Source organism: Bradyrhizobium sp. A5 (assembly GCF_042076515.1).
Lineage (GTDB): Bacteria > Pseudomonadota > Alphaproteobacteria > Rhizobiales > Xanthobacteraceae > Bradyrhizobium > Bradyrhizobium cosmicum.
Map to the genome: position 1 here is coordinate 5,062,881 of NZ_CP148990.1, position 26,774 is coordinate 5,089,654.

A 26,774-nucleotide genomic window follows, 5' to 3' on the forward strand; every position below is an offset into this window, starting at 1 on the left:
GCGGCGCTACGCGCAACGGACACCGTGAGGCCTAAACCACCGTCCTATGCCGCTCGATGCAGGTGCGCAGCACCTCGTCCATCGGCTTGCCCCACCAGTCGTTGGAGAAGATTTCGATCTCCGAATAGCCGGCGTAGCCCTGCGCCTCGACCGCTTTGCGTGCCGATTTGATGTCGATGACGCCGTCGCCCATCATGCCGCGATCGTTGAGGATGTCCTTGGTCGGGACCAGCCAGTCGCAGACATGGAAGGCGAGCAGGCGATCCTTGCCGGCCCGCGCGATCTGGCCCATCAACTCCGGGTCCCACCAGATGTGATAGACGTCGAGCGCGACGCCAAGCATGCCGGTACGATCTGGATCGAGCCGGTCGCAGATGTCGAGCGCCTGCTTTGTGGTGTTCACGCAGGCGCGGTCGGCGGCATAGGCGGGATGCAGCGGCTCGATCGCCAGCGGCAGGTTTGCCTGCTTGGCGTAATCGAGCATCTCGGCCAGTGCTTCCTCGACTTGCGTTCGCGCGGCGGCGATGTCCTTCGACGCCTCGCTGCCGGGGCGCGAATATTGCGGCAGGCCGCCGACGACGAGCACGATGCAGGGTGCGCCCAGCGCTTTGGCCTCATCGACGCAGCGCCGGTTGTCGTCGAGCACTTCGCCCCGGCGCGATGCATCCGAGGTGAACATGCCGCCACGGCAATAGCCTGAGAGATCGAGGCCGGCATCGCGCACGGCGCGCGCGGCACGATCGAGACCGACGGCAGCAACCTGGTCACGCCAGGGATCGACGGCGCGGATGCCGTGCCGCGCACAGGCGTCGATGATCTGAACGAGGTCACCCTGCTTGCGGACCGTCGCCGTGTTCAGCGACAGCCAGCGGTGGTCGGACGAGAAATCGCGCATCAGGAATCGATCCCGTGCGAGGCCAGCACGATCTTCATCCGTCGCGTCGCCAGCTCCGGATTGGCGAGCAACCCGGCCTGATCGGCCAGGCGGAACAGCTCGGCCAGATGCAGCATCGAGCGCGTGCTCTCCTGGCCGCCGACCATGGTGAAATGATCCTGGTGGCCGTTGAGGTATGCCATGAACACGACGCCGGTCTTGTAGAAGCGCGTCGGCGCCTTGAAGATGTGGCGCGACAGCGGCACCGTCGGTCCCAGCACATCGTGGAAGCCGGCCTCATCACCGGCAGCCAACCGCGACAGCGCATAGGACGCCGCCGGCGCGATCGCATCGAAAATGCCGAGCAGCGCATGCGAAAAACCCTGCTCGTCGCCGGCGATCAGCTCCGCATAGTTGAAATCGTCGCCGGTATACATCTTGATGCGCTTGTCGAGGCGACGGCGCATGTCGATCTCGCGCTGCTTGTCGAGCAGCGAGACTTTTACGCCGTCGACCTTGGCGGCGTTGCCGTTGATGATGGCGACAGCAATGTCCATCGCCTTGTCGAGATCCTTGGTGCCCCAATATCCCGTCAGCGCCGGATCGAACATGTCGCCAAGCCAGTGGATGATCACGGGCTCGCGGACCTGCGAGAGCACGCGATCGTAGACCTTGGCGTAATCATCGGCATTGCGGCCCAGTTTTGCGAGAGCGCGCGATGCCATCAGGATGATGCGGCCACCGACCTTCTCGACCGCAGAAACCTGCTCCTCATAGGCGCGGATCACGTCGTCGAGGCTCTTGGCATCCTCGACCGCGAGATGGTCCGTGCCCGCGCCGGAGAACACCAGCGCGTTGCGCCGCTTGGCGGCGCCGACCGAGCGCGTGATCAGCTCCAGCGAGGTCGGCCAGTCCAGCCCCATGCCGCGCTGCGCGGTGTCCATGGCTTCGGCAACGCCGAGCCCGAGATCCCAGACGTGCTCACGGAAGGCGATGGTCTTGTCCCAGTCGATCGCGGCAGAGAGCCAGGGGTCGGTGTCCGCGAGGGGATCAGCGACCATGTGCACTGCCGAGAACGCGATGCGGTTCAGCGAGCCTTCGAGCTTGGCCGGCAAGGTTCGCGAGGCCGCGAGCCGGTAGGTCTCGATCGAGCGATCGGCCTTCGGCAGCTTCAGCGACAGGGACGACATCGGCAGGACGGGCTTGTTCATGTCTCCCTCCTCAGACCTTGATCGGGGCGACGTCGATCCAGCGCCGCTCCTTCCAGCTCTTCAGCGCGCATTCGGCGAGCTGCACGCCTTTGACGCCTTCGAGCAGCGTGAACTTGTAGGGCGCATCCTCGTAGACGTGGCGGATGAACATCTCCCACTGCTCCTTGAAGCCGTTGTCGTAGGTGACGTTGTCAGGCAGCTTCTGCCAGTCGCCGTAAAAGTCATGCAGCCGCTTCTCGTCGGGATTCCACACCGGGCGGGGGGTCGCCTGCCGCGCCTGGATCATGCAGTCCGATAGGCCCGCAACGGCGGAGCCATGGGTGCCGTCAACCTGGAAGGTGACGAGATCGTCGCGATAGACGCGGGTGACCCAGGACATGTTGATGTGCGCGATGACGCCGCCCTCGAGCTGGAACGTCGCGTAGGCGGAATCATCCGCGGTCGCCTTGTACTTCTTGCCCTGCTCGTCGAAACGCTCGGGAATGTCGGTATTGCCGATGCAAACCACGCTCTGGACGTTGCCGAACAGGTTGTCGAGCACGTAGCGCCAGTGGCAGACCATGTCGAGGATGATGCCGCCGCCGTCCTCGTCGCGGTAATTCCAGGACGGCCGCTGCGCCTCCTGCCATCCGCCTTCGAAAACCCAATAGCCGAACTCGCCGCGCACCGAGAGGATGCGGCCGAAGAAGCCTGAATCGCGCAGGAAGGCGATCTTCTTCAGGCCGGGCAGAAACAGCTTGTCCTGCACCGTGCCGTGCTTGACGCCCTTGGCATTCGCAAGCTTGACGACTTCGAGCGCTTCTTCGAAGTTCGTCGCGATCGGCTTCTCGCAATAGACGTGCTTGCCGGCATTGATGGCCTGGGTCAGCAGACCAGGGCGGGCCTGCGTGGTCGCAGCGTCGAAGAACATGGTGTCGTTCTTGTCGGCGAGCGCGGCGTCGAGATCGGTGGTCCAGCGCGTGATGTTGTAGCGCTTGGCGAGCGCCTCGACCTTCTCGGCGCTGCGGCCGACCAGGATCGGATCTGGCATCACACGGTCGCCGTTCTTCAAGCGGACGCCGCCCTGCTCGCGGATCGCGACGATCGAACGGATCAGATGCTGGTTGAGCCCCATGCGGCCGGTGACGCCGTTCATGATGAGGCCGAGGCGTTGCGTTGTCATGCCAATTGCTCCTGAATTGATCTTGGCTGTTCGAGCGGGCGCAATGCCGACCAGTCCGGATGGACCGACGTCGCAAAGCCCGCAGCATGAAGCGATCCCGTCAGGAGATCGCCGTTGTGAATGGAGAGCCGGACGCCCTGCCCGGCATCGGCATAGAGATCGGGATGCGCGGCCGCGAAGGCCTGCGCTTCGGCGGCCGGCGTCTCGCCGAAGCCGTCGACATAGTGATGGCCGTTCCGTTCGGCGTGCGTGATGCCGATGAAGGCGCCAAGCGCGAGATCCTGCTGTACGGCAAGGCCGGCCTGGCAGGTCAGGTCCTCGCCGGTCACGAAGAACCGCCCGCCGCCCGCACTCCATTTGGCCGCGCGCGTCGCGTTGATGATGGACTTGTAGAGCCCCTTGCAGGATTTCGACGAGATGCCGCGATAGCCGAGCGCCCGCGCCGACGGGAACGCATCGTAGGAATCATCTGCCTCGTCGATGATGAAGCCGCGCGCGGCCAGCGAACCGAGCGGGGACTGCCGGGTGATGTCGCGCGGCATCGGCTGCTCGACATAAAGCAGACGTGATGAGATCGGTCGCAGCGCGGAATCACGGTCGAGCCGATCCATCAGCGCTTGCAGGGCGGCGAGATCGGCGTACTGCTCGTTCGCATCGAGCGTCATCTTGGTGTCGCGTCCGAGCGTATCGAGCTCCTTGCCGATGCGCGCCAGCCGCGCCGCATCGGCAGCGGGATCGCCCGCCAGCTTCAGCTTGAAATAATTCGCACCGGCGTTCTCACGCGCATCTGCAACGCCGCCCTCGCCTTCAACGGCATCGTCGAGGCCGACCGTATGCCGGATCGCAACGCGCGACAGCGGCTTTCGTCCCGAGAGGAACTGAACGACGTCCGCGTCCTTCAGATCGGGCGAGAGCCGCGCATCGATGCCGGCGACATTCCCGGCCATGCCGTCGAAGAAGCTGGTCTCAGTAGCTCGCAGCAACGCGTCCAGGATCGCCTTGTCGATCTCGGCCGGACCGTAAGCCGCGGCAAGCGCCGGAATATTCTTCTTCGCGCAGGTCGCGACCTGAGCGCCGTTACACGACGCATGCAAATCGAACGCCGTCAGGAACCCGGTCCGGGCCAAATAGAGTCCGCGTGCGATCTCGAGCGACCGCCGCAACCCGTCGACCGTCTGCGCCGGCGACAGCTCCGGCCGCTTATCGAACCATTTTGGCACCAGCAGCTCGGCGCTGGCGCCGACCGCGGTGCTCCTGCCCTCGACCTCGATCTCGACCCGCACGAACAGCTGCGGCGTCGCGTTGATGGTGATCGCGCCAAAGCGGAACGGCCGCGCGAACTGCACGGGCCGTTCGAAGAAGGCGATATCTCGCAGCTTCAGGCGCGGCGCCATGATTTTAATCCAACGCCCCTTGCGAAAAGAAATGCTTGCGGATGCGTTGCACGAGCTCGGTGAAGATGGGATCGGCCATGACGTCGAGCGAGCGCGGACGCGGCAGCGGCACGTCGTAGATCGCGGCGATCGCGCCAGGGCGCTCGGTCATGACCAGCACGCGGTCGGCGAGGAACACGGCCTCGGGGATCGAATGCGTGATCAGGAGCACCGTCTTCTGCGTCTCGCGCTGAATCCGCATCAGCTCGACATTCATGCGTTCGCGCGTCAGCGCATCGAGCGCGCCGAACGGCTCGTCCATCAGCATGATCCTGGGATCGTGCACCAGCGCACGGCAGATCGAAGCGCGCTGCTGCATGCCGCCGGAAAGCTGCCAGGGCAGCTTCTTCTCGAAACCTTCGAGCCCGACCATCTTCAAGAGCGCCTTTGCGCGATCGAGATATTCTTGCCGCGGCAGCCGCTTCATGTCGATCGGCAGCATCACATTGGACAGGATGTTGCGCCACGGCAGCAGCAATGCATTCTGGAACACGATTCCGACATTGCCGTGCGGCGTCGTCACCTTCTCGCCCTCGACCATGATCTCGCCGGATGTCGGCGGCAGCAGTCCCGAGATCAGCTTGAGCAGCGTGGACTTGCCGCAGCCGCTTGGTCCGACCACGACGAAGAACTCGCCGTCGTTGATGTGGAAGTCGAGCGGACGCAGCGACGGCACGTCGCCATCGCGGGTCCGGTATGTCTTGGAAACGCCTGACAGCTTGATGCCCGACGCATCGCCGGCAGCCCGGTCGCTCACCAGTCTCAGATGCGCGGCCGGCTGCACGGTTTCGCTCACGATTGTCGCAGGTTTCACGAGCCACTCTTCGGCAGATAGTCGTTGGTGTAGAACGCCTTCGGGTTGTCCTTGGCCTTGGCGTCCAGCCCGCCATATTCGACCATCAGGTTGACGCTGTCGGTCATGTTCTGGTCGGTGACCTGGAACGGGCGCTTGCTCTTGGTCTCGGGCGTCCGGTAGAGCGGAATGGTTAGCTCAAAGCCCTGCGTCAGCGTGTCGATCTTGCCGCCCTTGGGGTTGGCATCGAGGATCGACTGCGCCGCGGCCTTCGGCTCCTTCTCGGCGGCCTCAACCGACTTGGTCGTCGCCGACATGAAGCGACGGACGAGGTCGGCATTGGCCTTCACGTAGTCGGCATTGGCGATGATGCCGGAGGAAACCATGTTGATGCCGTAGTCGGCGAACTTGATCGGGAACACGTCCTTGCCGGTCGCGTCCTTGATCTTCATCGACTGGTCCATGACGTAGCCGAGCAGGAGATCGGCCTGGCCGTTGATGACCGCGTTGAGCTTGGTCTGGCCGTCACCGGCGACCGTCTGGAAATCGCTTTCCTTCAGGCCGGTCTTCTTCAGGAACAGCGGCCAGATCTGGGTCATGGAGTCGGCCGGCGTGATCGCCACCGTCTTGCCCTTGATGTCCTCGGGCTTCCTGATGTTCTTGTCGGCAAAGCCCATGGCGGACATCGGACTGGTCTGGAGCAGCACGCCGGTCGCGATCACCGGCGCCCCCTTGATCGCGGCGCGCATCATGGTGGGAACGTCGACATAGCCGAAATCGGCGGTCTTGGCGGCGACGGCCTGCGTGGTCGCAGCCGAGCCGCGGCCTTCCTGGATCTCGAGGTCGATGCCCTCGGCAGCATAAATGCCCTTGGCCTTGCCGTAATAGAACGGCGCGTGCTCGCCATAGACATACCAGTTCAGCATCAGCACGACCTTGTCGGCTGCCTGCGCCGGCATGGCCGCAAACACCATCAGCGCCGTCGAGACAGCTCCAATCCACCGCTTCATCGTCACTCTCCCTTTGTCGTTATGTTTCGGCCGTTGGTGGCCGTTGCCTAAATTAAGATGCGAAGATCACGTCTTCGCGCTGGCTGACGTGCCAGGGAATGACCAGCTTCTCGATCCGGTCCACGATCCAGAAAAGAATCACACCGAGCAGCGCCAGGATCACGAGCGCCGCGAACATCGTCGGCAGGTCGAACGTGCCGATCGAGCGCTGCATGACGTAGCCGATGCCGGAATTGGAGCCGACGAACTCGCCGACGACGGCGCCGACCACGGCGAGCGTCACCGACACCTTGAGGCCGGAGAAGATCGCCGGCAGCGCATGCGGCAGGTTCACCGCACAAAACACCTGGAAGCGGCTGCCCTGCATGGCACGGGCAAGATCGACCATATCAGGATCGACCGATTTGAAGCCCTGCACGGCCGAGACCACCACCGGGAAGAAGCCGAGCAGGAACGCCGAGATCACTTTGGGAATGATGCCGAAGCCGAACCAGACCACGAACAGCGGCGCGATCGCGATCTTCGGCACGGACTGCGAGAATACCAGCAGCGGATAGACGTAACTCTCCACTGTCCTGGAGCCCGCAATCAGCATCGCGACGGGAATGCCGAACAGGGCCGACAGCAGGAAGCCGCAGACGGTCGCATAGGTAGTCGGCCAGGACTGGCGCAGCAGTTCCGGCCATTCGGTGCGGAGCACGGCAACGACGTCGGCCGGCGCCGGGATCTGATAGGCGGGAATCCTGAACACGCGGATCGCGAGATCCCAGGCCACGACGATGAAGACCAGAAACAAAAACGGCCGGATCCAGGCCGCATTCAGCATCTTGGACACCGCACCTTGCGGCTTCACTTCAGCCACGTCTCACTCCCGGCATTCTTGTTCTTCGGAAGAGAAATTAACCTGTTGGATAAATACTGTCCAGAGCTTTCCCTGTGACGTTTTGCGCCGGTTCCTCGCTTCCTCTCGTGTTCCGGACGCGCTGCAGCACGCTTACGCTGCTGCGCTGCGCCTGGGGTACGAGCCCAACTACACCCTCGGTGTGATTCCCCGCGAAGGCGGAGAGTTTGGAAACAGCGGTCTACCAGCGACCCATGTGGAGCTACACCGTCTGCGCCACCACGCTGCGCGACTTCGGCGCCTTCGCGATCTCCAGCAGCTCCGACGACCGCCCCGTGAGCGCGGCCAGCACCAGGCCGGCCATGTGCGCCAGACGCTCGTCCTTGGCTTTCTTGTCCAGGAGGTCGCGGCCGAAGATCACGCTGAGCGTGGCCGAGTTGGACAGGTAGAAGAAGCTGAGCGCAGCGATCGAGATGTAGAGCTGGACCGGATCGACCGCGACCTGAAAGTCGCCGCTCTCGACGCCGCGCCGCACCACCGTGCGGATCATCTCGACGAAGGGCGAGTGCATCGACTTGACCTTGGCCGAGCGCTTCAAATGCTTTGCGCGCGCGAGGTTCTCGGTCTGGAGCAGCGACAGGAATTCCGGGTTGCGGAGAAAGTAATTCCAGGTGAACTCGATCAGCCGCCGGATCGCCTTGGGCGGATCGAGATGCTCGAGATCGAGCCCCCGCTCCTCGCTCCGGATCTTGTCGTAGGCGCCTTCAAGCACCGCCAGATAGAGCTCGTCCTTGTTGCCGACGTGATAATACAGCATGCGCTTGTTGGCGCCGGCCTTGGCGGCGATGCGATCGACCCGCGCACCGGCGAGCCCGTGGGTCGAAAACTCCTGCTTGGCGGCTTCGAGAATCCGCAGCCGCATCCCCTCGGGGTCACGCTGCCATTTCAGAGTTCGCTTTGCCGTTGCCTTCGCCAATCGGGTGCTCGCTGGGTGCTGGTAACACGCGTGTATCACGCGGGCGGACGTTTGAGAATGTTTCGTCATTCCGGGGCGCGCCCGCTTGGGCGCGAGCCAGGATGCGCAATTGCGCATCTGAGAATCCATCGGGCAGCAGGACACGAGGACAAATGGATTCCGGGCTCGTCGCTTCGCGACGCCCCGGAATGACGGTGATCACTCCACCGGCTTCGGCGAGCGCTCCAGCAGCACGGTCTGGATGCCGCAGGTGCCGCTCCGCACCGTCATGATCCGCGTGCCCGGCTTGCGGCCGTTGCGCACCTCGGTGACGTCGAGGCCGGCGGCGATCAGGCGGGCACGGGTGGCGTCGATGTCCGCGACGCGCCAGCTCAGGCCCCAGAAGCGGTCATGCGCGGAATCGCCGCCCGCCACGGGACGGCGCACCACCTCGACGATGAGGTCGCCGCAGCGGAAGAACATCAGCTGGCCCCAGTCATGGTGGGAGCGGTCAAGCGCGAGATCGAGCCCGAGCCGCGCGCCATAGAGCGCGGCGGCGCGATCGGAATCCTCGGTGGTGATCACGACGTGATCGAGCGCGTCGATCGGCGCGATGTCGGTCACGGCCGACTTGGGGCGCTCGTCGGCAAGTTCGAGGAAGAACATGCGCACGCCCCGCGTCAGCTCGGTGGCAGCACGCGTGCGCTTCCAGTGAAGCACCGCGCCGGATTCGGCATCGCTGCTTTCGACCTCGGTGACCGGATCCGGCTTCAAGGCCACCCGGTCCAGCCGCCGGTGCATCTTGCCCATGTCTGCGACGCGAAAGCACAGGCTCGCCAGCACGCCCTCCTGGTCGTCGAGCAGCGCGCGCATGCGGTCGGCGACCACGCTGAAGCCGCTCGGCGCCATCAGCTCGATCGTCATGTTATCCAGGGTGAACAGCACGCGGTCGGCGCCCTCGCCGGAATTCTGCCATGCGGGCGCACGCCCAAGCAGCGTCTGATAGGCCGCCTTGGCTGCACCGATATCCCTGACCAGAGCGACGACGTGATCGAGGCCGGTGATCATGTTCCCCTCCTTCCAAAGGGCCGGAACCGAAACGCCCTTGAAAAACTCTTGGGGTCGCTGGCTCCGCCCCGGAGCAACGCTGGCCCAGCCACGGTCGTATTCCGGCCCCTGATCGACCTCAAGCGCCTATCGTCGTGGGATCGCGAATATTTTTGGCGTTCCTCCTGCCGAAGCGGTGCTAAGGTAAACAGCCGGCCGGGACCACCCAGCGCATCACGGACAACCAATGCAGGCTCTCTTTATCGGACAGACCTATATCGACGTCGTCTTCATCACCGACCACATGCCGACCGGCGACGAGAAGCACGTGGCGACCGACTACGCGGTCTCTTTCGGGGGCAATGCGGTTACGGCGGCGTTCTGCTGCGCCAAGCTCGGCATCGTGCCCGATCTCATCGCCACCGCGGCCAATGACTGGCTCGGCCGCATGTTCATGGACATGTGCGCGAAGTACGGAATCTCGCTGCATGGGCGGAAGGTGAATCAGTCGTCGCTGTCCTTCATCATGCCCAAGGACGGCAAGCGGGCCATCGTCCGCTGCCGCGACGACGATCACATCCACCCCTTCCCGATGCTCAATCTCGGCGGCTGCCGCGTGCTGCATGTCGACGGCCATCAGCCGGATGCCGCGCTCCACTACGCAAAAGTCTGCCGCGAGGCCGGCATTTTGACCTCGCTCGACGGCGGCGGCCTGCGCACCAACACGCATGAGCTGCTTGAATATATCGACGTCGCCATCGTTGCCGAGCGCCTGTGCGAGCAGATGGACCTGACGCCGGACAAGATGCTGGATTACCTCAAGGGACGCGGCTGCAAGATCGGCGGCGTCACCATGGGTGAGAAGGGCCTGCTCTGGTACAACGAAACCGGCGCGGTCGAGACCATGCCGGCGATGCCGATCCCGCGCGAGCGCGTGATCGACACCAACGGCGCCGGCGACGTCTTCCACGGCGCCTATGTCTATTCCTACCTCGCCCATCCCGGCAAAAGCTGGCGCGAGCACTTCGATTTTGCCCGCGCGGCCTCGACCTTCAAGATTCAGCGCCTCGGCAACGAAGCCGGCCTGCCGACCCTTGTGGACATCGCCAAAGTCAGGCACGAGTTCGAAGTCAGGGTCTAAGCTTCGCAAGGGTGGGTCATGGGGCGCGTCTTCGTCGCCGGCAGCATCAACATGGATGTGGTGGCGACCGCCGATCGCCACCCGAAAGTCGGCGAGACCGTCGCCGGCAAGCAGGTGCTGTATTTTCCGGGCGGCAAGGGTGCCAACCAGGCCGTGGCGGCGTCGCGGCTCGGCGCGCAGACCACGCTGATCGGCCGGCTGGGCAAGGATTCCTTCGGCGCTGAACTGAAAGCCTTCCTCGCCGATCAGGGCATCGATCTCGGCTATCTCCAGGAGACGGCCGAGGCGCATACCGGGACCGCCATCATCACGGTGGCCGCCTCCGACAACACCATCGTCGTCATTCCCGGCAGCAATGCGCTGGTCGCCGCCGACGACGTCCGTGTCGTTCCGCTTCTGAAGGGCGACGTCGCGGTCAGCCAGTTCGAAATTCCGCTGCCGACGATTGCCGCGTTCTTCCAGCGCGCGCGCGAGGCCGGCGCCACGACGGTGCTCAACCCGGCGCCGGCGCAGACAATGTCGCGCGAGCTGCTCGCGCTCGTCGACGTCCTCGTGCTGAACGAGACCGAACTTGGCTTCCTCGCCGGTGTGGAGCTTTCGGAGGACGATAGCGCTGCGCGTATCATCGAGGTGGCGCGACAGCTTCAGGCGCGCTCGGACCAGACCATTTGCGTCACGCTCGGCAAGCGCGGGGTGCTGGCGCTGGCTGGCAGCGAGGAATTTGCCGTGCCCGGCCGTACGGTGAAGGCGGTTGATACCACCGGCGCCGGCGATTGTTTTGTCGGCGCGCTCGCTGCGCAGCTGGCAGACGGAGTTGCTTTGCGCACCGCGCTCACCTTCGCCAATGCCGCCGCCTCGATCTCGGTGCAGCGCATGGGCGCCGGGCCGTCGATGCCGACGGCGGCGGAAGTGGCGGCGGTTCTCAACGCAGGCTGATCACGCCAGCGCGCTCTTCAGGTCGAAGCTTTCGTCCGCGGCCTGCTCCGGCGTGATCGAGCGGTCCATGGCCTGCAACCGGCGGCCGAACATGTGATCGCCGGCGCGGTTGACGGACTCGATGCCGAGCAACTTGTCGCCCTTGTAGCAGAACGCCGAGAACGCCTTTTTGACCGGATCGCCGCGCAGCACGACGCGGTCGTAGCCGGTGGTGAGGCCCGCCATCTGGAGCTTGTCATCGCCCTGATCGCTCCAGAACCAGGGATGGCCGTCATAGGGCTTCTTGTCGCCGGTCAGCCGCGCTGCCACGCAGCGGGCGTGGTCGGTCGCGTTCTGCACCGATTCCAGCCGCAGCGATCCGCCGAAGCGCGGGCTGGCGAACAGCGCGCAATCGCCGATCGCGGAAATGTTGGGATCAGCCGTCGCAAGATATTCGTCGACGATGATTCCGGCCGCAACGGCAAGCCCCGCCTCGGCCGCAAGCTCGATATTCGGCAGCACGCCGACGCCGACCACGACGAGGTCGGCGGGCAGATGCCGGCCGTCGCTCAGGGAGACACCGGTCACCTTGCCGTCCGCAGCCTCGATGGACGTTGCCTGCACGCCGAGGTGGATGCGGATGCCGGCCTCCCGATGCCGTTGCTGGAAATATTCCGAGACCTCTGCGGTCACCGCGCGCGCCATCACGCGCGGGGCGAGCTCGAGCACGTCGACCTCGAGCCCCTTGATGCGCGCGGTGGCCGCGAATTCGAGGCCGATGAAACCGGCGCCGATCACCACCACCCGTGTCTTCGACGGCATGATCTGGCGCAGCGCCTCGCTCTCGTCGAGGATGCGGAGATATTTCACGTCGGGCAGGTTGGCGTTGGGCAGGTCCAGCAGCCGGTTGCGCGCGCCCGTCGCCAGGATCAGGTGGCCGTAGGGCAGCCCCTCGCCCGAGGCGAGCAGCACCTTGCGCGCCGCACGGTCGATCGACACGGCGTGGCCCGCGATCAGCTCGATGGCCTGGTCGTGGTAGAATTTCTCCGGCCGGAACATCAGGCTCTCAGGCCCGGCCGAACCCTTGATGAAGGCCTTGGACAGCGGCGGCCGCTGATAGGGCAGATGCGCCTCGTCGTTGATCAGGCAGATGCGCTCCGAAAAACCCGCCTGGCGCAGCGATGCGGCGACCTGGTAGCCACCATGGCCGGCACCGACAATGATCACCGGACCGTCCGTCATCGGACAGCCCATTTCCGCAAGACACGAGCGTAACCCATGTCGTCTCCTCTCGTACCGATTTCGGCTTGCTTGCTCAGGAGGAGCCGGCGCTCGTGTCCGTCCCTTGGCGAAGGCGCCCTATTTGAGCCCATCGTCCCGCCCTGCGCAAGAGTGGTGCGCAGGGCACTGGCGGCCGGGGCACTGGGGGCCGGGGATTGTCACCCTTCGCTATCTGCGATTTAGTTGCAGCAACGACCTCATGCCGGGGATTCCAGAATGCCTGCTCCCGTTTCCCAACCCGATGATCCCGCCCTGCTGCGGATCGACGGCACGATCGCGACCATCACCCTCAACCGCCCCGCTGCGTTCAACTCGGTCAACCTGGCCATTGCGCAAAAGCTCGAGCAGCTTGCGGCCTGGATCGAAGGCGACGACGCCATCAAGGTCGTGGTGATCGAGGGCGAGGGCCGCGCCTTCTCGGCCGGCGGCGATCTGCAGACGATCGGCGCTGCCGCCGAAGCCAATACGGTGACGCCCGTCGTCGGAGAGCTCTTGAAGCACTATCACGCCTTCATCGAGATCATCCGGCGGATGCCGAAGCTGTCGCTCTCCAGCGTGCACGGCTCGGCCGCCGGCGCCGGCATGGGCCTCGCCTTCGTCACCGATCTCTGCATCGCCGCGGAGGATGCCAAATTCACGCCCGCCTATGCCAAGATCGGCGTGTCGCCGGATGGTGGCTCCACGGTCGGCATCGTCGGCACGGTCGGCTCCCGCCGCGCGCTGCAGATCTTCCTGGCCGAGGACAATTTCACCGCGCAGCAGGCCCATCAATGGGGCCTCGTCGCCAAGATCGTCCCGGCGACCGAGCTGAAGGCCGCGACACGGCAGCTGGCCGAGCGCCTGGCGCAAAACCCGCCGGCCGCCATCGCCGGCACCAAGTCGCTGGTCTACGCCGCCGCGACCACGCCGGTGAAGCAGCAGCTCGACGCGGAAGAACACAAGATCATCATGGCCATGAACACGGAAGAGTTTCGCACCGCCGTGAAGAAGTTCACGAGCAAGGGCAAGTGAACGCGATGACGCCCTCGCGCTCGTTCTGCGGCCTGCGCCACGGAGCCACCGACTGGAATCGCGAGGGGCGCTTCCAGGGCCGGACCGACAACCCGCTGAACGCGGACGGCCTGCGGCAGGCGCACGAAGCAGCCAGCATGCTGCGCGATATCGGCATCAGCCGAATCGTCGCAAGCCCGCTGGTGCGCGCGGCGCGAACGGCCGAGATCATCGCGGACGCGATCGCGGTGCCGCTCACGATCGACGATGGCATCATCGAGTTCGATTTCGGCAGCTTCGAGGGCCTTCCCGTCCGCGACCTCATGGTCCAGCACGGCGTCAAATCGGCGACGGGCCTCGTCTCGATCCTGCCCGCCGATGGCGAGAACTGGGACGCCATGACCGAGCGGTCGCTGGCTTGCGTCTCCAACTGGCTCGACCGTCATCCTGACGACGACTTCCTGTTCGTCTGCCACGACGCCGTGATGCAGGGGATGGCGAACGCGCTGTGCGGCAGCTATTTCAAGAACAGCCACGGCACCCCGTTTCGCTACACCCGCGAAGATGCGCAATGGAGCGTCGAGCAGCTCGTCATTTGAGACGATCGCTCGATCAAGATCACTTGGGACAGATGTAGCCCGTCCCCGCCGGCGACTTGAAGCAGCCGACCGATTCCGGCAGCACTTTCTGCGGCAACCACAGCACCACGCTGGGGAAATAGATTGCAAACGCGATCGTCCCCAGGAACACGAGATAGATCGGCAACGCCGCGCGTAGCGCCTTGGCAAAACTGACGCCGACGAATTTCGAGGCCATCAGCAGCACTAGGCCGTAAGGCGGCGTGATCAGGCCGAAGGCGAGCGTCGCGATCAGCACGACGCCCATGTGAACGGCGTTGATGTCGCCGGCCTCGGTCAGCGTATTGACCAGCGGCATGAAGATGATGATGGTCGGCACCGGCTCGATGAAGTCGCCAACCACGGTGAACAGCAGCACCATCAACAGCATGATCAGATGCGGATCGTTGCCGGCCATCGAAGTGATCACATCGGCGATGTAACTGGCGCCGCGCAAATAGGCGAGCATCCAGCCGAAGGCGTTGGCGGCGCCGATCGTGATCAGCGGCAGCGAGAAGATGAGCCCGGCGAGGCAGAAATCGTAAGGAATCTTCCTGATATGCCCGCGGTTGAGCGCGGGGATCACCACCAGGATGATCCAGACCACGGCGACGACGCCGGCCTCCGTCGGCGTGAACCAGCCGGTGAGAATGCCGCCCAGCAGGATCACCGGGATCATCAGAGGCAAAGCCGCATCGCCCGCGGCGAACGCCACCTGCCGCAGCGGCGCGCGCGGCTTGCGCAGGCCGGAGGGGCCGAAGAAGTAGCAGTAGAACATCAGCCCGAAGCCGATCATCAGGCCCGGCACCACGCCCGCCATGAACAGGCCGGCAATCGAGACGTTGCCGACCGCGCCATAGACCACCGCGGTGATGCTCGGCGGAACCAGCGCTGCGATGGTCGAGGCGGACGCGATGATGGCGGCGATGAAGGCGGGCTCATAGCCCTCCCGCTTCATCGGGCCGCCGAGCGCGCGGCTCATCACGGCCACATCGGCCGTGGTCGAGCCGGACATCTCCGAGAAGAACATGCTGAAGACGACCACGACCTGCGACAGCCCGCCCCTGATGTGTCCGACCAGCGACACCGACAAATTGGCTATTCGGACCACCACATTGGCCGAGCTCATCAGCTCGCCGACCAGCAGGAAGAACGGGATCGCCAGCAGCGCCTCCGAATCCACGCCGTCAAAAATCTTCTGGATGATCGCGGCGAGCGAGACGTCCGAGAGGATCGCGCCGACGAAGACACCGGCCATCAGCGAGAACGGCACGGGCACCCCGAGATAGCCGAACGACAGGAAGCAGATCGTCATCAATGTCAGAACGACGGGTGCGCTCACGGCTGTGCCCTCTTCTGTGCATCGGTGACGCCTGGCGCTCCATCCTCCTCGGGAGGTTCAGGATGGTCAAAACCGTTGCGCAGGCCGTTGATCAGCTGCTCGATCGTGAACAGGCCGATCAGCACGCCTGACAACGGGATGATCGCATAGAGCGAGGCGATCGGCGTGCCCGACGGCAAGCGAAAGCTGCCGAAGCCGCGGAGATAGTTCTGGTAGCCATACCAGATCAGGCAGAACGCGACGCCGAGCACGACGAGGCGGATGATCACTTCGACGATCAGCCGCGGCGTGCCATGCATCGCCTCGGAGATCGCGGTGAGGTAGAGATGGTCGTTGCGCCGGGTTGCGGCCGCCGTCCCGACGAAGATCGCATAGATGAACAGTGTCGAGGTGACCTCCTGCAACCACAGCCAGGGATGACCGATGGTGCGGGTGACGATGTCCGCTGTCACCGACAGCGAGAAGCCGAAGCAGAGCAGGCCGCACAGGATCATCAGCGCAAGCTCGAGCCAGTCGAGCCAGCGCCATTTCAGGTGCCGCTGGCGCTGAACGAGCAATTTGTCGGCGATGGGCATTTGCCTTTGCTCCGCGATTCCGCCCCCGCCGTCGTCATGGCCGGGCTTGTCCCGGCCATCCACGGTTGGATACTCCGGAAGGAAGAACGTGGATGCCCGGGACATCTAGCGCGAAGACGCGCTTCGCGCTTCTGCCCGGGCATGACGGCTTCGATTGGGGCTAGTTGATCGACCGGATCAGGTTCTTGACCTTCTCGGCGTGCGGGCCGAGCTCCTTGGCGAGCTTGTCGAGATAGGGGTCGGCAATCCCCGTAAAACTCTTCTTGTCGACGTCCGTGACGACCTTGACGCCCATCTTCTTCAGCTTCTCGGCCGCGCTACGCTCGAGCTCGAACGCCTTTGCCGGCTCCTTCGCGCTGATCTCGTGGGCCGCTGCCTGCACCCACCCCTTCTGCTCCGCCGACAGGCTCTGCCAGAGCTTGTCGGAGATGAACACCAGCGCGTTGTTGGCCTCGTGCTCGGTGATGTTGAGGACCGGGGCGACCTCGTAGTGCTTGTTGACGAGGTAGACGTTGATGCTGTTCTCGGCGACGTCGACGACGCCGGTCTGCAGGCTGGTGTAGACGCTGCCGAACGGCATGTGCACGGTCTGGGCGCCATAGGCCGGGAACATGGTGTCCTCGGTCGCGGTGGCCTGCACGCGGATCTTCAGGCCCTTGATGTCGCCGACATTGTGGATCTCGCGCTTGGAGTACATGTGGCGCACGCCCTGCGAGCCTGTCGCGATCACGTGCAGGCCCTGCGTGGTCTCGTCGATCATGGTCTTGAGCGCTTCGAACACTTTCGGATCGGCCAGCCCCTTGATGACGTGGTTCTCGTCACGGAACAGGAAGTGCAGCGACATCACGCCGGCCTGCGGCGAGATGGTCGCGGTGTTGGCCGAGGAGATGATCGCGAATTCGATGTCGCCGGCCTTCACCAGCTGCAGCAGTTGCGGCTCCTGGCCGAGCTGCGCGCCGGGATACTGGTCGATGATCATGGTGCCTTTGCTCAATTCCTTGAGCTTGTCGGCAAAGAGGTCGCCCGCGATGGAATAGCCGGTGTTGCGCGGCTGGTCGTAGGCGAAGCGATAATGCTTCACCTCCTGCGCCCCGGCTCCCGTGACGAAAAGCATGACGGCCGCAGCCGCCAAGCCATGCAAGAATCTTGGCATGGATCGCGCAATCATCGTTTCCCCCTGTTTTATCGCCCGCCGCTTGTGCGGTCTGGGCGCTCGTTGTTTGTCAGCCTGTCTCGGTCTTCTTCCCAGTCCTCTGCATGAAATCGAAATCGCAGCCCTCGTCGGCCTGCATGATGGTCTCGTTGAACAGCCAGGCGTAGCCGCGCCGCGCCTCGTCGGGCGCGGCGGCCGGCTTCAAGGCGGCACGACGCCGTTCGAGCTCGGCGGCATCGACCAGCAGCTCGATACTGCGCCTGGCAACGTCGAGCTGGATCATGTCGCCGTTCTTCACCAGCGCCAGCGGCCCGCCGACGGCGGATTCCGGGGTGATGTGCAAAACGATGGTGCCGAACGCGGTGCCGCTCATGCGCGCATCGGAAATGCGCACCATGTCCTTGGTGCCGCCGCGCGCGAGCTTCTTCGGGATCGGCAGATAGCCCGCCTCCGGCATGCCCGGCGCGCCCTTGGGGCCGGCATTGCGCAGCACCAGCACGTCGTCGGCGGTGACGTCGAGATCGGGATCGTCGACCCGCAAGGTCATGTCTTCGACGGATTCGAACACCACGGCCCGCCCGGTATGCTTCAGCAGCTTCGGGCTCGCGGCGGATTGCTTGATCACCGCGCCGCGCGGCGCGAGATTGCCGTGCAGGACGGCAAGGCCGCCTTCCTTCTTGATCGGATTGTCGCGCGGACGGATCGCGTCCTGGCCGGGCACGTCTTCCGCATTCGCCGCGATATCGCGCAGCGTCTGGCCGGTGATGGTTTTGGCATCGAGATCGACGAGATCGCCGAGCTGCGCCAGCAATTTCGGCACGCCGCCGGCGTGGTGGAAGTGCTCCATATAGTGTTCGCCGGACGGCTTGAGATCGATCAGCACCGGCACCTCGCGGCCGATCTGGTCGAACACTTCGAGATCGAGCCGGTGCGGCGAGCGATGCGCCATCGCCGTCAGATGGATCAGGCCGTTGGTCGAGCCGCCGATCGCCTGCAGCACGACCTGCGCGTTCTTGAAGGAGGCCGGCGTCAACACTTCGCTCGGCTTCGGGCCCTTGGTCTTTGCCATCTCGGCGGCAACCCGGCCGCTGGCTTCCGCCAGACGGAAACGCTCGGCATGCGGCGCCGGGATCGTCGCACTCATCGGTAGCGACAGGCCCATGGCTTCGATCATGCAGGCCATGGTCGAGGCCGTGCCCATCACCATGCAGGTGCCGACCGACGGCGCAAGACGGCCGTTCACCGCTTCGATCTCGACATCGTCCATCTCACCGGCGCGATACTTGCCCCAGAGACGGCGGCAATCGGTGCAGGCGCCCAGCACCTCGCCCTTGTGATGGCCGACCACCATGGGCCCCACGGGGATGACCACGGTCGGCAAATCGGCGCTGATCGCGGCCATGACTTGCGCGGGAAGAGTCTTGTCGCAGCCGCCGATCACGATCACCGAATCCATCGGCTGCGCCCGGATCATCTCCTCGGTGTCCATCGCCATGAGATTGCGCAGATACATCGAGGTCGGATGCGCAAAGCTCTCGGCGATCGAGATGGTCGGGAACACGAACGGCATCGCGCCCGACAGCATCACGCCGCGCTTGGCGGCTTCGATGATCTGCGGGACGTTGCCGTGACAGGGATTGTAGTCGCTATAGGTGTTGGTGATGCCGACGATCGGGCGCTCCAGCGCGTCGTCGGAATAGCCCATGGCCTTGATGAACGCCTTGCGCAGGAATAGCGAGAAGCCGGCATCGCCATAGCTCGTCAGACCCTTGCGCAAACCACTCGTCATAATGCCACTCCTTGCCTTGCCATTGTGGTACAGCCTGCCCCTCGATTGTCAATAAGATAGGCCCATATTGGCGCGGTCTGGGGCCTCACAGCTGTGCTTGTGCCATGAATTATTGACAATCCGTCCCTTCCCTGCTCCACAGGGCGGACCGGCCGAAGCCGGAGGCCGAGGGCATGTCCGACATTCGCACCGCTGAGGCAATGCCGGTCCGGCGCGACGATCCGGACGACGTCGTCGCGCGGCTGGAAGAAGACATCATCTTCGGCCGCCTCGCGCCGGGCGCGCGCCTGACCGAGGACGCGCTGATGTCGGCTTACGGCACCTCGCGCCATTTCGTGCGGCAGGCGCTGGTGGACGCCGAGCGCCGCGGCATCGTCCGCCGCGAGAAGAACGTCGGCGCCACGGTGCGGTTCTACTCGGCCGATGAGGTCCGGCAGATCTACGAGGTCCGCGAGATGTTGACCCGGCAGGCTGCGCTGATGATCCCCCTGCCCGCGCCGCAGGCCCTGATCGACGAGCTGACCGCCCTGCAATCGCAGTATTGCGCGAGGGCGGATGTGCGAGACCTGCGCGGCATTCACGAGACCAACGACGCCTTCCACGTCGCGCTGTTCGCCGCCTGCGGCAATCCCTATCTGGTGCGCTCGCTGCAGGACTACATGAACCTGACACTGCCGATGCGCGCCAAGAACCTCGCCGACCGCGACGGGCTCGCGCAGTCGCGCCGCCAGCACGAGCTGATGATTGGACTCTTGAAAGGACGCGACAGCTGGGCGCTGGCCCAGCTCTGCGTCGACCACATGCAGTTCAGCAAGTCGGATTATCTGGCGCGGATTGGTGGAGGAGGAACCTGAACGCCAGGGCGCGCACTCATAGATCTGAGTAATTTCTTGGAACCAATGGTCGGCCTGGTACTTGGTCTGGCACCAATCCCCCACCATAGGAGCTGCCATGATTTGCCGTTTTATCGGAGCCGCCGCTGTTGCCGTCGCCGTCCTGCTTCCCGTAACGACCCAGGCCCAGGGCGTCCCCGGGGGCGTCGAGCGCGGTGCGCGGGATGGTGAGCGAGCGGCAGGCCCGGTTGGAGCAGTCGTGGGTGGCGTCGTCGGCGGCGTTGTTGGCGGCGTGGCCGGAGTCCTTGGTGTCGATCAGCGTCCTCGCTTTCACTCCTACGTCGTCGAACAACGACGCCCCTCATATCAGTATCGCGAGGATGTGAGAGTTGGAGCCGTTCTTCCAGAGGAAGGCGTGACCTATTACGAGGTGCCGCCGGAGTACGGCGCCCGTGAGTATCGTTATACGGTGGTCAACGGGCGCACCGTGCTCGTCGAACCGCGAACCCACCGGATCGTTGAGATCGTCGAATAACAAACAAGGGCCGTCGTTCGAGGCGGCCCTTTCGTTTGCCAAGACCTAGCGACCTAGCGCTTGGTCCAGTCGATAATCCGGCTCGCATCACCATCGAACTCGAGGCTCGCGAACGAGCCGCCCTGGTAGTGATCGCCGATCGGATCGGGCTTCAGCTTGGCCTGCTCGGCCATCGCGTGCGCCACGTGATCCTCGGAGCGGCCGGTAGGGCGGTAGCCGAACGCGTAGGCGCGGTGGTTGTCCCACCAGGCGCGCTCGTTCAGGGACACGCCGTAGAACACCTCGAAATGAATGTCGGGATGCTCGAGCCCGATCTGGCAGAGCTGGACCAGGTCCTCCGGCTTCAGCCACATCGCGATACGGCGATGATCAAGCGGACGCTCGTCGCAATTGCCGATGCGGATGCAGGTGACCTTCAGCCCGTGCTTGTCGGCATAGAGCGAGCCGACGGCCTCGCCGAACACCTTGCTGACGCCGTAGCGCCCGTCGGGGCGCACGGTGACGTCGGTGCCGATCTTGTGGTGGCGCGGATAGAAGCCGACCACGTGATTGGACGAGGCGAACACCACGCGCTTGACGCCCTTGCGGTGGGCGGCCTCGAACAGATTGTAGCCGCCGATGATGTTGGCCTGGAGGATGTCGTCCCACGGGCCTTCGACCGAATAGCCGCCGAAATGGATGATGCCGTCGACGCCCTCGCAGAGGGCCTCGACCTGCGCGAGATCGGACAGGTCCGCCGCCTTGAACTGCTCTTTGGGGCCGAGGTCCTTGGGCTCGCGGATGTCGGAGAGGAGCAGGTCGGGATAGATCGGCGGCAGCAATTTGCGCAAGCGCGTTCCGATTCCGCCCGAAGCTCCCGTCATCAAGATGCGCGGCATGTCTTCCCTCGTCGTTGGTGACCGATTTGCCGTCACGTGTCTCTAATGATAGCAGCATTGTCCAGAGGGAACGAAACGAGAGAACCGACATGAATGAGGCATCGTCCCACACCCAGGAGCGGTCAGGCTGGCGGCCGGCGAGCTACTATCCCGATCCAGCCATTCATGCGCTCGATCCCCGTTTCGAAAAATACTGGCTGAAACTGTCGGCGGTGGAGCGGCTGACCACCGGGCTGCGCTGGGCCGAGGGCCCGGTCTGGTTCGGCGACGGGCGCTATCTCTTGTGCAGCGACATCCCGAACCAGCGCATCATCAAATGGGAGGAGGAGACCGGCGCGGTCTCGGTGTTTCGCAAGCCCTCCAATTTCGCCAATGGCAACACGCGCGATCGCCAGGGCCGGCTCGTCACCTGCGAGCACGGCGGCCGCCGCGTGACCCGCACCGAATATGACGGCAGCATCACCGTGCTGATGGACTCGTTCAATGGCAAGAAGCTCAACTCGCCGAACGACGTCGTGGTGAAATCCGACGGCGCGATCTGGTTCACCGATCCGACCTTCGGCCTGCTCGGCAATTACGAGGGCTACAAGGCCGAGCCCGAGATCGACCCGAACGTCTACCGGCTCGATCCCGCGACCGGCAAGGCGAGCATCGTCGCCGAGGGCGTGCTCGGACCGAACGGGCTGTGCTTCTCGCCCGACGAGAAGATCTTGTACGTCGTGGAATCCCGCGGCGTGCCAAACCGCAAGATTCTCGCCTATGACGTCTCGGCGGACGGCACCACCATCTCCAACAAGCGCGTCTTCATAGATGCAGGCCCCGGCACGCCGGACGGCATGCGCTGCGACATCGACGGCAATCTCTGGTGCGGCTGGGGCATGGGCGATCCCGAGCTCGACGGCGTCGTTGTATTCGCGCCCGACGGCGTCATGATCGGCCGCATTGCGCTACCCGAACGCTGCGCCAATCTCTGCTTCGGCGGCGTCAAGCGCAACCGCCTGTTCATGGCGGCGAGCCAGTCGATCTACGCGCTGTATGTGAACACGCAGGGCGCGGTGGGGGGCTAACGCTGCGCTCTCTGCCGTCATTCCGGGGCGCGCCGTCTTCGGCGCGAGCTAGGATGCGCAATTGCGCATCTGAGAATCCATCGTGCGGCAGAGCCTGCTGAGGAATGGATTCCGGGCTCGTCGCTTCGCGATGCCCCGGAATGACGAGAGAGACGGAACGACAAACGCCGGAGCGGCTTCCCGCTCCGGCGTCATGGTCACTCAATCGCTAAAGCTTACGCGGCGTTGAAGCCCGCGACGGCCTTCACTTCGAGGAAGTCCTCGAGGCCGTACTTGCCCCACTCGCGGCCGTTGCCGGACTGCTTGTAGCCGCCGAACGGCGCGGTGCGATCGTTGGGAACGCCCTGGAGGTTGACGTTGCCCGCGCGGATCTGCCGACCGACGCGCTTGGCGTCCTCGACCGAAGCGCCCGTGACATAGCCGGCGAGACCATACGGCGTGTCGTTGGCGATGTGCACGGCCTCCGCTTCGTCCTTGGCGCCGATGATGGTCAGCACCGGTCCGAAGATTTCCTCACGGGCGATCGTCATATCGGGGGTGACGTCGGCGAAGATGGTCGGACGGACGTAGAAGCCCTTGTTGACGCCCTCGGGCAGACCCGGGCCGCCGGCAACGAGCGTTGCGCCCTCGTCGATGCCCTTCTTGATGAGGCCCTGGATCTTGTCCCACTGACCGCGGTTGACGACCGGGCCGATGGTGGTGCCTTCGGCGCGGGGATCGCCCGCCTTGGTCTTGTCGGCGACGGCCTTCGCGATCGCGGCGACTTCCTTCATCTTGGACAGCGGCACGATCATGCGCGAGGGCGCGTTGCAGGACTGGCCGGAGTTGTTGAACATGTGCATCACGCCGCCGGTCACCGCCTTCGTGAGGTCGGCGCCTTCGAGGATGACGTTCGGCGACTTGCCGCCCAGCTCCTGGCTGACGCGCTTGACGGTCGGCGCCGCGCGCTTGGCAACGTCGATGCCGGCGCGGGTCGAGCCGGTGAACGAGATCATGTCGATGTCGGGGTGCTCGCTCATGGCAGCACCGACCTCGGGGCCGAGGCCGTTGACGAGGTTGAACACGCCCTTCGGCACGCCGGCTTCATGGAGGATTTCCGCGAAGATCAACGCCGAGGTCGGGGTAAACTCGCTGGGCTTCAGGATCATGGTGCAGCCGGCGGCGAGCGCGGGCGCGACCTTGCAGGCGATCTGGTTCAGCGGCCAGTTCCAGGGCGTGATCATGCCGACCACACCGATCGGCTCGCGCAGCACCATGGCGGTGCCGACGGGCTCCTCGAAATGATAGTTCTTGAGCACGTCGAGCGTGGTCATGAGATGGCCGAGGCCGGCGCCGGCCTGGAGCTTTTCGGCCATCGGCAGCGGGGCGCCCATCTCGTCGGAGACGGCGGCACCGATTTCCTTGAGACGGCCCTTGTAGATCTCGATGACCTTGGTGAGCAGCGCGACGCGCTCTTCACGGCTGGTCTGGGAGAACGTTGCAAAGGCGCGCTTGGCGGCGGCGACGGCCTTGTCCACGTCAGCCTTGGAGCCCAGCGCAACCTCGTACATCGCCTCTTCCGTCGCGGGGTTCACCACGGCGGTGGACTTCTTGACGGCGGGATCGACCCAGGCGCCGTCGATGTAGAATTGCATGCGATTGACCATCGTTAACCTCTTCTTGGGGGCATGGTGGGGGCGTTTCGGCAGGCATCCTTGCACGAAAGCGCCGGCAATTGAACCCGCCATATGCGGGGCCAGCGTTGCGGCGGACGGGGCCTATATGAGCCGATGGCGGGAGCGAGGCAAGGCTCCCCAGCCGTCATTCCGGGGCGCGACAAAGTCGCGAGCCCGGAATCCATTTATCACCTCTGCGGAGACCCAATGGATTCCGGGTTCGACGCTACGCGTCGCCCCGGAATGACAGGGTAGTTACCTCAACTAGACCGCCATCTTGCGATGCACGATAGGCGCGCCGGCGGTGAGGCTTTCCGCCGCATCGATGATCGCGTTGGCGTCGATGCCGTAGTGGCGATAGAGGTCGGCGATGGTGCCGGTCTGGCCGAACTGCTCGACGCCAAGCGCCTCGACGCGATGGCCGCGGACGCTGCCGAGCCAGCCGAGCGTGGCCGGATGGCCGTCGATCACGGTCACGATGCCGCAGTCACGCGGCAGCGGCGCCAGCAGTTTTTCGATATGGCTGAGATGCTGCACGCCGCGACGATCGCGACGCAATTTTCGCGCGGCGGTCCAGCCCGCATGCAAGCGGTCGGCCGAGGTGATCGCGAGCAGGCCGATGTCGCGGCGGCTCTCGCCGATGAAGCCGGTCGCCTCGATCGCTTCGGGCGCGACCGCGCCGGTATAGGCGATCACGAGTTCGGCATTCGGGCCCGGCTTGCGCAGCCAATAGGCGCCGTCGGTGATGCCCTGCACCAGTTCCGGCGTCATGATGCGCTGCGCCTGCTCGATGCTGCGCGTCGACAGGCGCAGGTACACGGAACCGCCCTCGCCCGGATCTCGCTGCATGTGCTCAAAGCCCCAGCCCATGATCACGGCGAGTTCGTCGACGAAGGCCGGCTCGAACGAGGCGAGCCCGTCCTGCGCCATGCCGATCAGCGGCGTCGCGATCGACTGATGCGCGCCGCCCTCGGGCGCGAGCGTGATACCGGATGGCGTCGCCGCCACCATGAACCGGGCGTCCTGGTAACAGGCATAGTTCAGCGCATCGAGCCCGCGCTCGATGAAGGGATCATAGAGCGTGCCGACCGGCAGCAGCCGCTCACCGTTGATCTGGTGCGACAGGCCGAGCGCCGAGAGCATGATGAACAGGTTCATCTCGGCAATGCCGAGCTCGAGATGCTGGCCCTTGGGCGAGAAGTCCCAGTTGAACGTGGACGGAATTTTCTCGCTGCGGAATAAATCCGCCTTCTCGCCGCGGGCAAACAGGCCGCGCCGGTTCACCCACGGACCGAGATTGGTCGAGACGGTGACGTCGGGCGAGGTCGTGACGATGCGCTGCGCAAGCTCGCTGTCGCCGCGGGCGATCTCGTTCAGCACGAGACCAAAGCCCTGCTGGGTCGACATCTGCGGCGACGGCTTGAAGGCGAGCTGCGAGGGCACCTCGACCACCGGTGCAGTGAGCCGGCGGCCATCCTGATTGAAAGGCACGCGCGCGAGGAAGGCGTCGAGTTCTGCGGCGTCCTGCGCGAGGCCTTCGTATCTGTCCCATTCGTGGCCGGGACGGATGCCCTGACTCTCGCGATATTTTTCCATCTGCGCGACCGTCATCAGGCCGGCATGGTTGTCCTTGTGGCCCTGGAACGGCAGGCCGACGCCCTTGATGGTGTAGGCGATGAAGCAGACCGGGCGATCGTGATCGATGGACTCGAAGGCGTCCAGCATGCTCGCCATGTCGTGGCCGCCTAAGTTCGACATCAGCGCCAGCAACTCCTCGTCGCTGCGCTCGTCGATCAGTTTTGTAATTGGCCCCTGATCGCCGATCTCGTCGTGCAAATGCTTGCGGAAGGCGGCACCGCCTTGAAAGCACAGCGCCGCATAGAGCGCGTTCGGGCAATTGTCGATCCAGCGCTTCAGCGCCTCGCCGCCCGCTTCCGCAAACGCTTCGCGCATCAGGCGGCCGTACTTCACGATGACGACGTCCCAGCCGAAATTGCGGAACATGGTCTCGAACTTCTCCCAGAGACCTTCGCGCACGACGGCATCGAGCGACTGGCGGTTGTAGTCCACCACCCACCAGGTGTTGCGCAGGCCGTGCTTCCAGCCCTCCGCGAGCGCTTCGAAGATGTTACCCTCGTCCATCTCGGCGTCGCCGACCAGCGCGACCATCCGCCCCTCGCGGCGGCCCTTCATCCAGCCATGCGCCTTGACGTAATCCTGCACCAGCGAGGCGAACAGCGTCTGCGCGACGCCGAGGCCGACCGAGCCGGTCGAGAAGTCGACGTCGTCGACGTCCTTGGTGCGCGAGGGATAGGACTGCGCGCCCTTGAAGCCGCGAAAATTCTCCAGCTTCTCGCGGCTCTGCCGACCGAACAGATACTGGATGGCGTGGAACACCGGGCTCGCATGCGGCTTCACCGCGACGCGATCCTCGGGCTTCAGCACGTGGAAATACAGCGCCGACATGATGGTGGCCAGCGAGGCCGATGAGGCCTGGTGGCCGCCGACCTTCAGGCCGTCCGTGTTCGGGCGGATATGGTTGGCGTGGTGGATGGTCCATGACGACAGCCACAGCGCCTTGCGCGCCAGCGCGGTCAGCGTTTCGAGGCGGGCGGACTCAACGGGCATGGCGATGCTCCGGAAAAATAAGGCCGATCATACCCCTGCGGGCTGCGCC

General features: G+C 64.7%; 24 protein-coding genes. 7 read left to right on the forward strand and 17 right to left on the reverse strand.

The window, feature by feature from the left end; translation table 11 throughout:
- Window positions 1-31: 31 nt before the first annotated feature.
- The 9 genes from WHZ77_RS24140 to WHZ77_RS24180 form a co-directional block, all read right to left on the reverse strand.
- A complete protein-coding gene (locus tag WHZ77_RS24140) occupies window positions 32-895 on the reverse strand; it encodes a sugar phosphate isomerase/epimerase family protein (protein ID WP_375310241.1) in 864 nt (287 codons plus the stop codon).
- On the reverse strand, window positions 895-2,085 hold the full coding sequence (locus tag WHZ77_RS24145; protein ID WP_375310242.1) for a dihydrodipicolinate synthase family protein: 1,191 nt from the start codon (window positions 2,083-2,085) through the stop codon (window positions 895-897). The genes WHZ77_RS24140 and WHZ77_RS24145 overlap by 1 nt, the downstream gene beginning before the upstream one ends.
- 10 nt (window positions 2,086-2,095) lie before the next feature.
- Window positions 2,096-3,247 carry a Gfo/Idh/MocA family protein gene (locus WHZ77_RS24150; protein WP_375310243.1) on the reverse strand — a complete coding sequence of 384 codons (1,152 nt, stop codon included), beginning with the start codon at window positions 3,245-3,247 and terminating at the stop codon, window positions 2,096-2,098.
- Complete coding sequence (locus WHZ77_RS24155) at window positions 3,244-4,641, reverse strand: hypothetical protein (protein WP_375310244.1); 1,398 nt, start codon at window positions 4,639-4,641, stop codon at window positions 3,244-3,246. The genes WHZ77_RS24150 and WHZ77_RS24155 overlap by 4 nt, the downstream gene beginning before the upstream one ends.
- 4 nt (window positions 4,642-4,645) lie before the next feature.
- Window positions 4,646-5,494 (reverse strand): ABC transporter ATP-binding protein, encoded by an 849-nt coding sequence (locus WHZ77_RS24160; protein ID WP_375310245.1) that lies wholly within the window; start codon window positions 5,492-5,494, stop codon window positions 4,646-4,648.
- Window positions 5,491-6,483 (reverse strand): ABC transporter substrate-binding protein, encoded by a 993-nt coding sequence (locus tag WHZ77_RS24165; RefSeq protein ID WP_375310246.1) that lies wholly within the window; start codon window positions 6,481-6,483, stop codon window positions 5,491-5,493. Before WHZ77_RS24165 ends, WHZ77_RS24160 begins: the two co-directional genes overlap by 4 nt.
- A gap of 52 nt (window positions 6,484-6,535) precedes the next feature.
- Entirely contained in the window at window positions 6,536-7,345 is an 810-nt protein-coding gene (locus WHZ77_RS24170) for an ABC transporter permease (RefSeq protein WP_375310247.1), read from the reverse strand.
- A gap of 241 nt (window positions 7,346-7,586) precedes the next feature.
- Window positions 7,587-8,246 (reverse strand): TetR/AcrR family transcriptional regulator, encoded by a 660-nt coding sequence (locus WHZ77_RS24175; RefSeq protein WP_375314802.1) that lies wholly within the window; start codon window positions 8,244-8,246, stop codon window positions 7,587-7,589.
- 252 nt (window positions 8,247-8,498) lie between these two features.
- Window positions 8,499-9,347 (reverse strand): VOC family protein, encoded by an 849-nt coding sequence (locus tag WHZ77_RS24180; RefSeq protein ID WP_375310248.1) that lies wholly within the window; start codon window positions 9,345-9,347, stop codon window positions 8,499-8,501.
- Window positions 9,348-9,573: 226 nt separating this feature from the next.
- Here WHZ77_RS24180 and WHZ77_RS24185 point away from each other — a divergent pair, with 226 nt between their 5' ends.
- Together WHZ77_RS24185 and rbsK are read left to right on the forward strand one after the other, a co-directional pair.
- Window positions 9,574-10,467: a sugar kinase gene (locus WHZ77_RS24185; protein ID WP_375310249.1), complete on the forward strand. Its 894-nt coding sequence runs from the start codon at window positions 9,574-9,576 to the stop codon at window positions 10,465-10,467.
- A gap of 18 nt (window positions 10,468-10,485) precedes the next feature.
- A complete protein-coding gene (gene rbsK, locus WHZ77_RS24190; RefSeq protein WP_375310250.1) occupies window positions 10,486-11,403 on the forward strand; it encodes a ribokinase in 918 nt (305 codons plus the stop codon).
- Here the strand turns inward: rbsK and WHZ77_RS24195 are convergent, their stop codons facing one another.
- Window positions 11,404-12,624 (reverse strand): NAD(P)/FAD-dependent oxidoreductase, encoded by a 1,221-nt coding sequence (locus WHZ77_RS24195; protein ID WP_375310251.1) that lies wholly within the window; start codon window positions 12,622-12,624, stop codon window positions 11,404-11,406. It lies immediately after the preceding gene.
- A 255-nt stretch (window positions 12,625-12,879) separates the two neighbouring features.
- On the opposite strand from WHZ77_RS24195, the gene WHZ77_RS24200 reads away from it, so the two are divergent.
- Window positions 12,880-13,674, forward strand: a complete 795-nt coding sequence (locus tag WHZ77_RS24200) for an enoyl-CoA hydratase/isomerase family protein (RefSeq protein WP_375310252.1) — start codon at window positions 12,880-12,882, stop codon at window positions 13,672-13,674.
- A gap of 5 nt (window positions 13,675-13,679) precedes the next feature.
- Window positions 13,680-14,252 carry a histidine phosphatase family protein gene (locus WHZ77_RS24205; RefSeq protein ID WP_375314803.1) on the forward strand — a complete coding sequence of 191 codons (573 nt, stop codon included), beginning with the start codon at window positions 13,680-13,682 and terminating at the stop codon, window positions 14,250-14,252.
- 19 nt (window positions 14,253-14,271) lie between these two features.
- On the opposite strand, the gene WHZ77_RS24210 is transcribed toward WHZ77_RS24205, so the two are convergent.
- From WHZ77_RS24210 to WHZ77_RS24225, 4 genes are all read right to left on the reverse strand, one after another.
- Complete coding sequence (locus tag WHZ77_RS24210) at window positions 14,272-15,612, reverse strand: TRAP transporter large permease (protein ID WP_375310253.1); 1,341 nt, start codon at window positions 15,610-15,612, stop codon at window positions 14,272-14,274.
- A complete protein-coding gene (locus WHZ77_RS24215) occupies window positions 15,609-16,187 on the reverse strand; it encodes a TRAP transporter small permease (protein ID WP_375310254.1) in 579 nt (192 codons plus the stop codon). Before WHZ77_RS24215 ends, WHZ77_RS24210 begins: the two co-directional genes overlap by 4 nt.
- A gap of 160 nt (window positions 16,188-16,347) precedes the next feature.
- The gene (locus WHZ77_RS24220) at window positions 16,348-17,355 is read right to left on the reverse strand and encodes a TRAP transporter substrate-binding protein (RefSeq protein WP_375310255.1); all 1,008 of its coding nucleotides are present in this window, start codon (window positions 17,353-17,355) and stop codon (window positions 16,348-16,350) included.
- 55 nt (window positions 17,356-17,410) lie between these two features.
- The gene (locus tag WHZ77_RS24225; protein WP_375310256.1) at window positions 17,411-19,129 is read right to left on the reverse strand and encodes an IlvD/Edd family dehydratase; all 1,719 of its coding nucleotides are present in this window, start codon (window positions 19,127-19,129) and stop codon (window positions 17,411-17,413) included.
- A gap of 173 nt (window positions 19,130-19,302) precedes the next feature.
- Here WHZ77_RS24225 and WHZ77_RS24230 point away from each other — a divergent pair, with 173 nt between their 5' ends.
- Both WHZ77_RS24230 and WHZ77_RS24235 read left to right on the forward strand, forming a co-directional pair.
- Window positions 19,303-19,983, forward strand: a complete 681-nt coding sequence (locus WHZ77_RS24230; protein ID WP_375310257.1) for a GntR family transcriptional regulator — start codon at window positions 19,303-19,305, stop codon at window positions 19,981-19,983.
- Window positions 19,984-20,080: 97 nt separating this feature from the next.
- Window positions 20,081-20,497: a DUF1236 domain-containing protein gene (locus tag WHZ77_RS24235; RefSeq protein WP_375310258.1), complete on the forward strand. Its 417-nt coding sequence runs from the start codon at window positions 20,081-20,083 to the stop codon at window positions 20,495-20,497.
- Between the two features lie 53 nt (window positions 20,498-20,550).
- Here the strand turns inward: WHZ77_RS24235 and WHZ77_RS24240 are convergent, their stop codons facing one another.
- Window positions 20,551-21,375: an NAD-dependent epimerase/dehydratase family protein gene (locus WHZ77_RS24240; protein WP_375310259.1), complete on the reverse strand. Its 825-nt coding sequence runs from the start codon at window positions 21,373-21,375 to the stop codon at window positions 20,551-20,553.
- Window positions 21,376-21,464: 89 nt separating this feature from the next.
- On the opposite strand from WHZ77_RS24240, the gene WHZ77_RS24245 reads away from it, so the two are divergent.
- A complete protein-coding gene (locus WHZ77_RS24245) occupies window positions 21,465-22,442 on the forward strand; it encodes an SMP-30/gluconolactonase/LRE family protein (protein WP_375310260.1) in 978 nt (325 codons plus the stop codon).
- A gap of 215 nt (window positions 22,443-22,657) precedes the next feature.
- Here WHZ77_RS24245 and WHZ77_RS24250 read toward each other — a convergent pair whose 3' ends face one another.
- Window positions 22,658-24,088, reverse strand: coding sequence for an aldehyde dehydrogenase family protein (locus WHZ77_RS24250; RefSeq protein WP_375310261.1), 1,431 nt, complete (start codon window positions 24,086-24,088; stop codon window positions 22,658-22,660).
- A 273-nt stretch (window positions 24,089-24,361) separates the two neighbouring features.
- A complete protein-coding gene (locus WHZ77_RS24255) occupies window positions 24,362-26,725 on the reverse strand; it encodes a transketolase (protein WP_375310262.1) in 2,364 nt (787 codons plus the stop codon).
- Window positions 26,726-26,774: the final 49 nt, after the last annotated feature.

Coding starts and splice junctions, on each gene's coding strand:
- WHZ77_RS24140 (WP_375310241.1), bottom strand. CDS start 895: ATGCGCGATTTCTCGTCCGACCACCGCTGGCTGTCGCTGAACACGGCG.
- WHZ77_RS24145 (WP_375310242.1), bottom strand. CDS start 2,085: ATGAACAAGCCCGTCCTGCCGATGTCGTCCCTGTCGCTGAAGCTGCCG.
- WHZ77_RS24150 (WP_375310243.1), bottom strand. CDS start 3,247: ATGACAACGCAACGCCTCGGCCTCATCATGAACGGCGTCACCGGCCGC.
- WHZ77_RS24155 (WP_375310244.1), bottom strand. CDS start 4,641: ATGGCGCCGCGCCTGAAGCTGCGAGATATCGCCTTCTTCGAACGGCCC.
- WHZ77_RS24165 (WP_375310246.1), bottom strand. CDS start 6,483: ATGAAGCGGTGGATTGGAGCTGTCTCGACGGCGCTGATGGTGTTTGCG.
- WHZ77_RS24175 (WP_375314802.1), bottom strand. CDS start 8,246: ATGCGGCTGCGGATTCTCGAAGCCGCCAAGCAGGAGTTTTCGACCCAC.
- WHZ77_RS24180 (WP_375310248.1), bottom strand. CDS start 9,347: ATGATCACCGGCCTCGATCACGTCGTCGCTCTGGTCAGGGATATCGGT.
- WHZ77_RS24185 (WP_375310249.1), top strand. CDS start 9,574: ATGCAGGCTCTCTTTATCGGACAGACCTATATCGACGTCGTCTTCATC.
- rbsK (WP_375310250.1), top strand. CDS start 10,486: ATGGGGCGCGTCTTCGTCGCCGGCAGCATCAACATGGATGTGGTGGCG.
- WHZ77_RS24195 (WP_375310251.1), bottom strand. CDS start 12,624: ATGACGGACGGTCCGGTGATCATTGTCGGTGCCGGCCATGGTGGCTAC.
- WHZ77_RS24200 (WP_375310252.1), top strand. CDS start 12,880: ATGCCTGCTCCCGTTTCCCAACCCGATGATCCCGCCCTGCTGCGGATC.
- WHZ77_RS24205 (WP_375314803.1), top strand. CDS start 13,680: ATGACGCCCTCGCGCTCGTTCTGCGGCCTGCGCCACGGAGCCACCGAC.
- WHZ77_RS24215 (WP_375310254.1), bottom strand. CDS start 16,187: ATGCCCATCGCCGACAAATTGCTCGTTCAGCGCCAGCGGCACCTGAAA.
- WHZ77_RS24220 (WP_375310255.1), bottom strand. CDS start 17,355: ATGATTGCGCGATCCATGCCAAGATTCTTGCATGGCTTGGCGGCTGCG.
- WHZ77_RS24225 (WP_375310256.1), bottom strand. CDS start 19,129: ATGACGAGTGGTTTGCGCAAGGGTCTGACGAGCTATGGCGATGCCGGC.
- WHZ77_RS24230 (WP_375310257.1), top strand. CDS start 19,303: ATGTCCGACATTCGCACCGCTGAGGCAATGCCGGTCCGGCGCGACGAT.
- WHZ77_RS24235 (WP_375310258.1), top strand. CDS start 20,081: ATGATTTGCCGTTTTATCGGAGCCGCCGCTGTTGCCGTCGCCGTCCTG.
- WHZ77_RS24240 (WP_375310259.1), bottom strand. CDS start 21,375: ATGCCGCGCATCTTGATGACGGGAGCTTCGGGCGGAATCGGAACGCGC.
- WHZ77_RS24245 (WP_375310260.1), top strand. CDS start 21,465: ATGAATGAGGCATCGTCCCACACCCAGGAGCGGTCAGGCTGGCGGCCG.
- WHZ77_RS24250 (WP_375310261.1), bottom strand. CDS start 24,088: ATGGTCAATCGCATGCAATTCTACATCGACGGCGCCTGGGTCGATCCC.
- WHZ77_RS24255 (WP_375310262.1), bottom strand. CDS start 26,725: ATGCCCGTTGAGTCCGCCCGCCTCGAAACGCTGACCGCGCTGGCGCGC.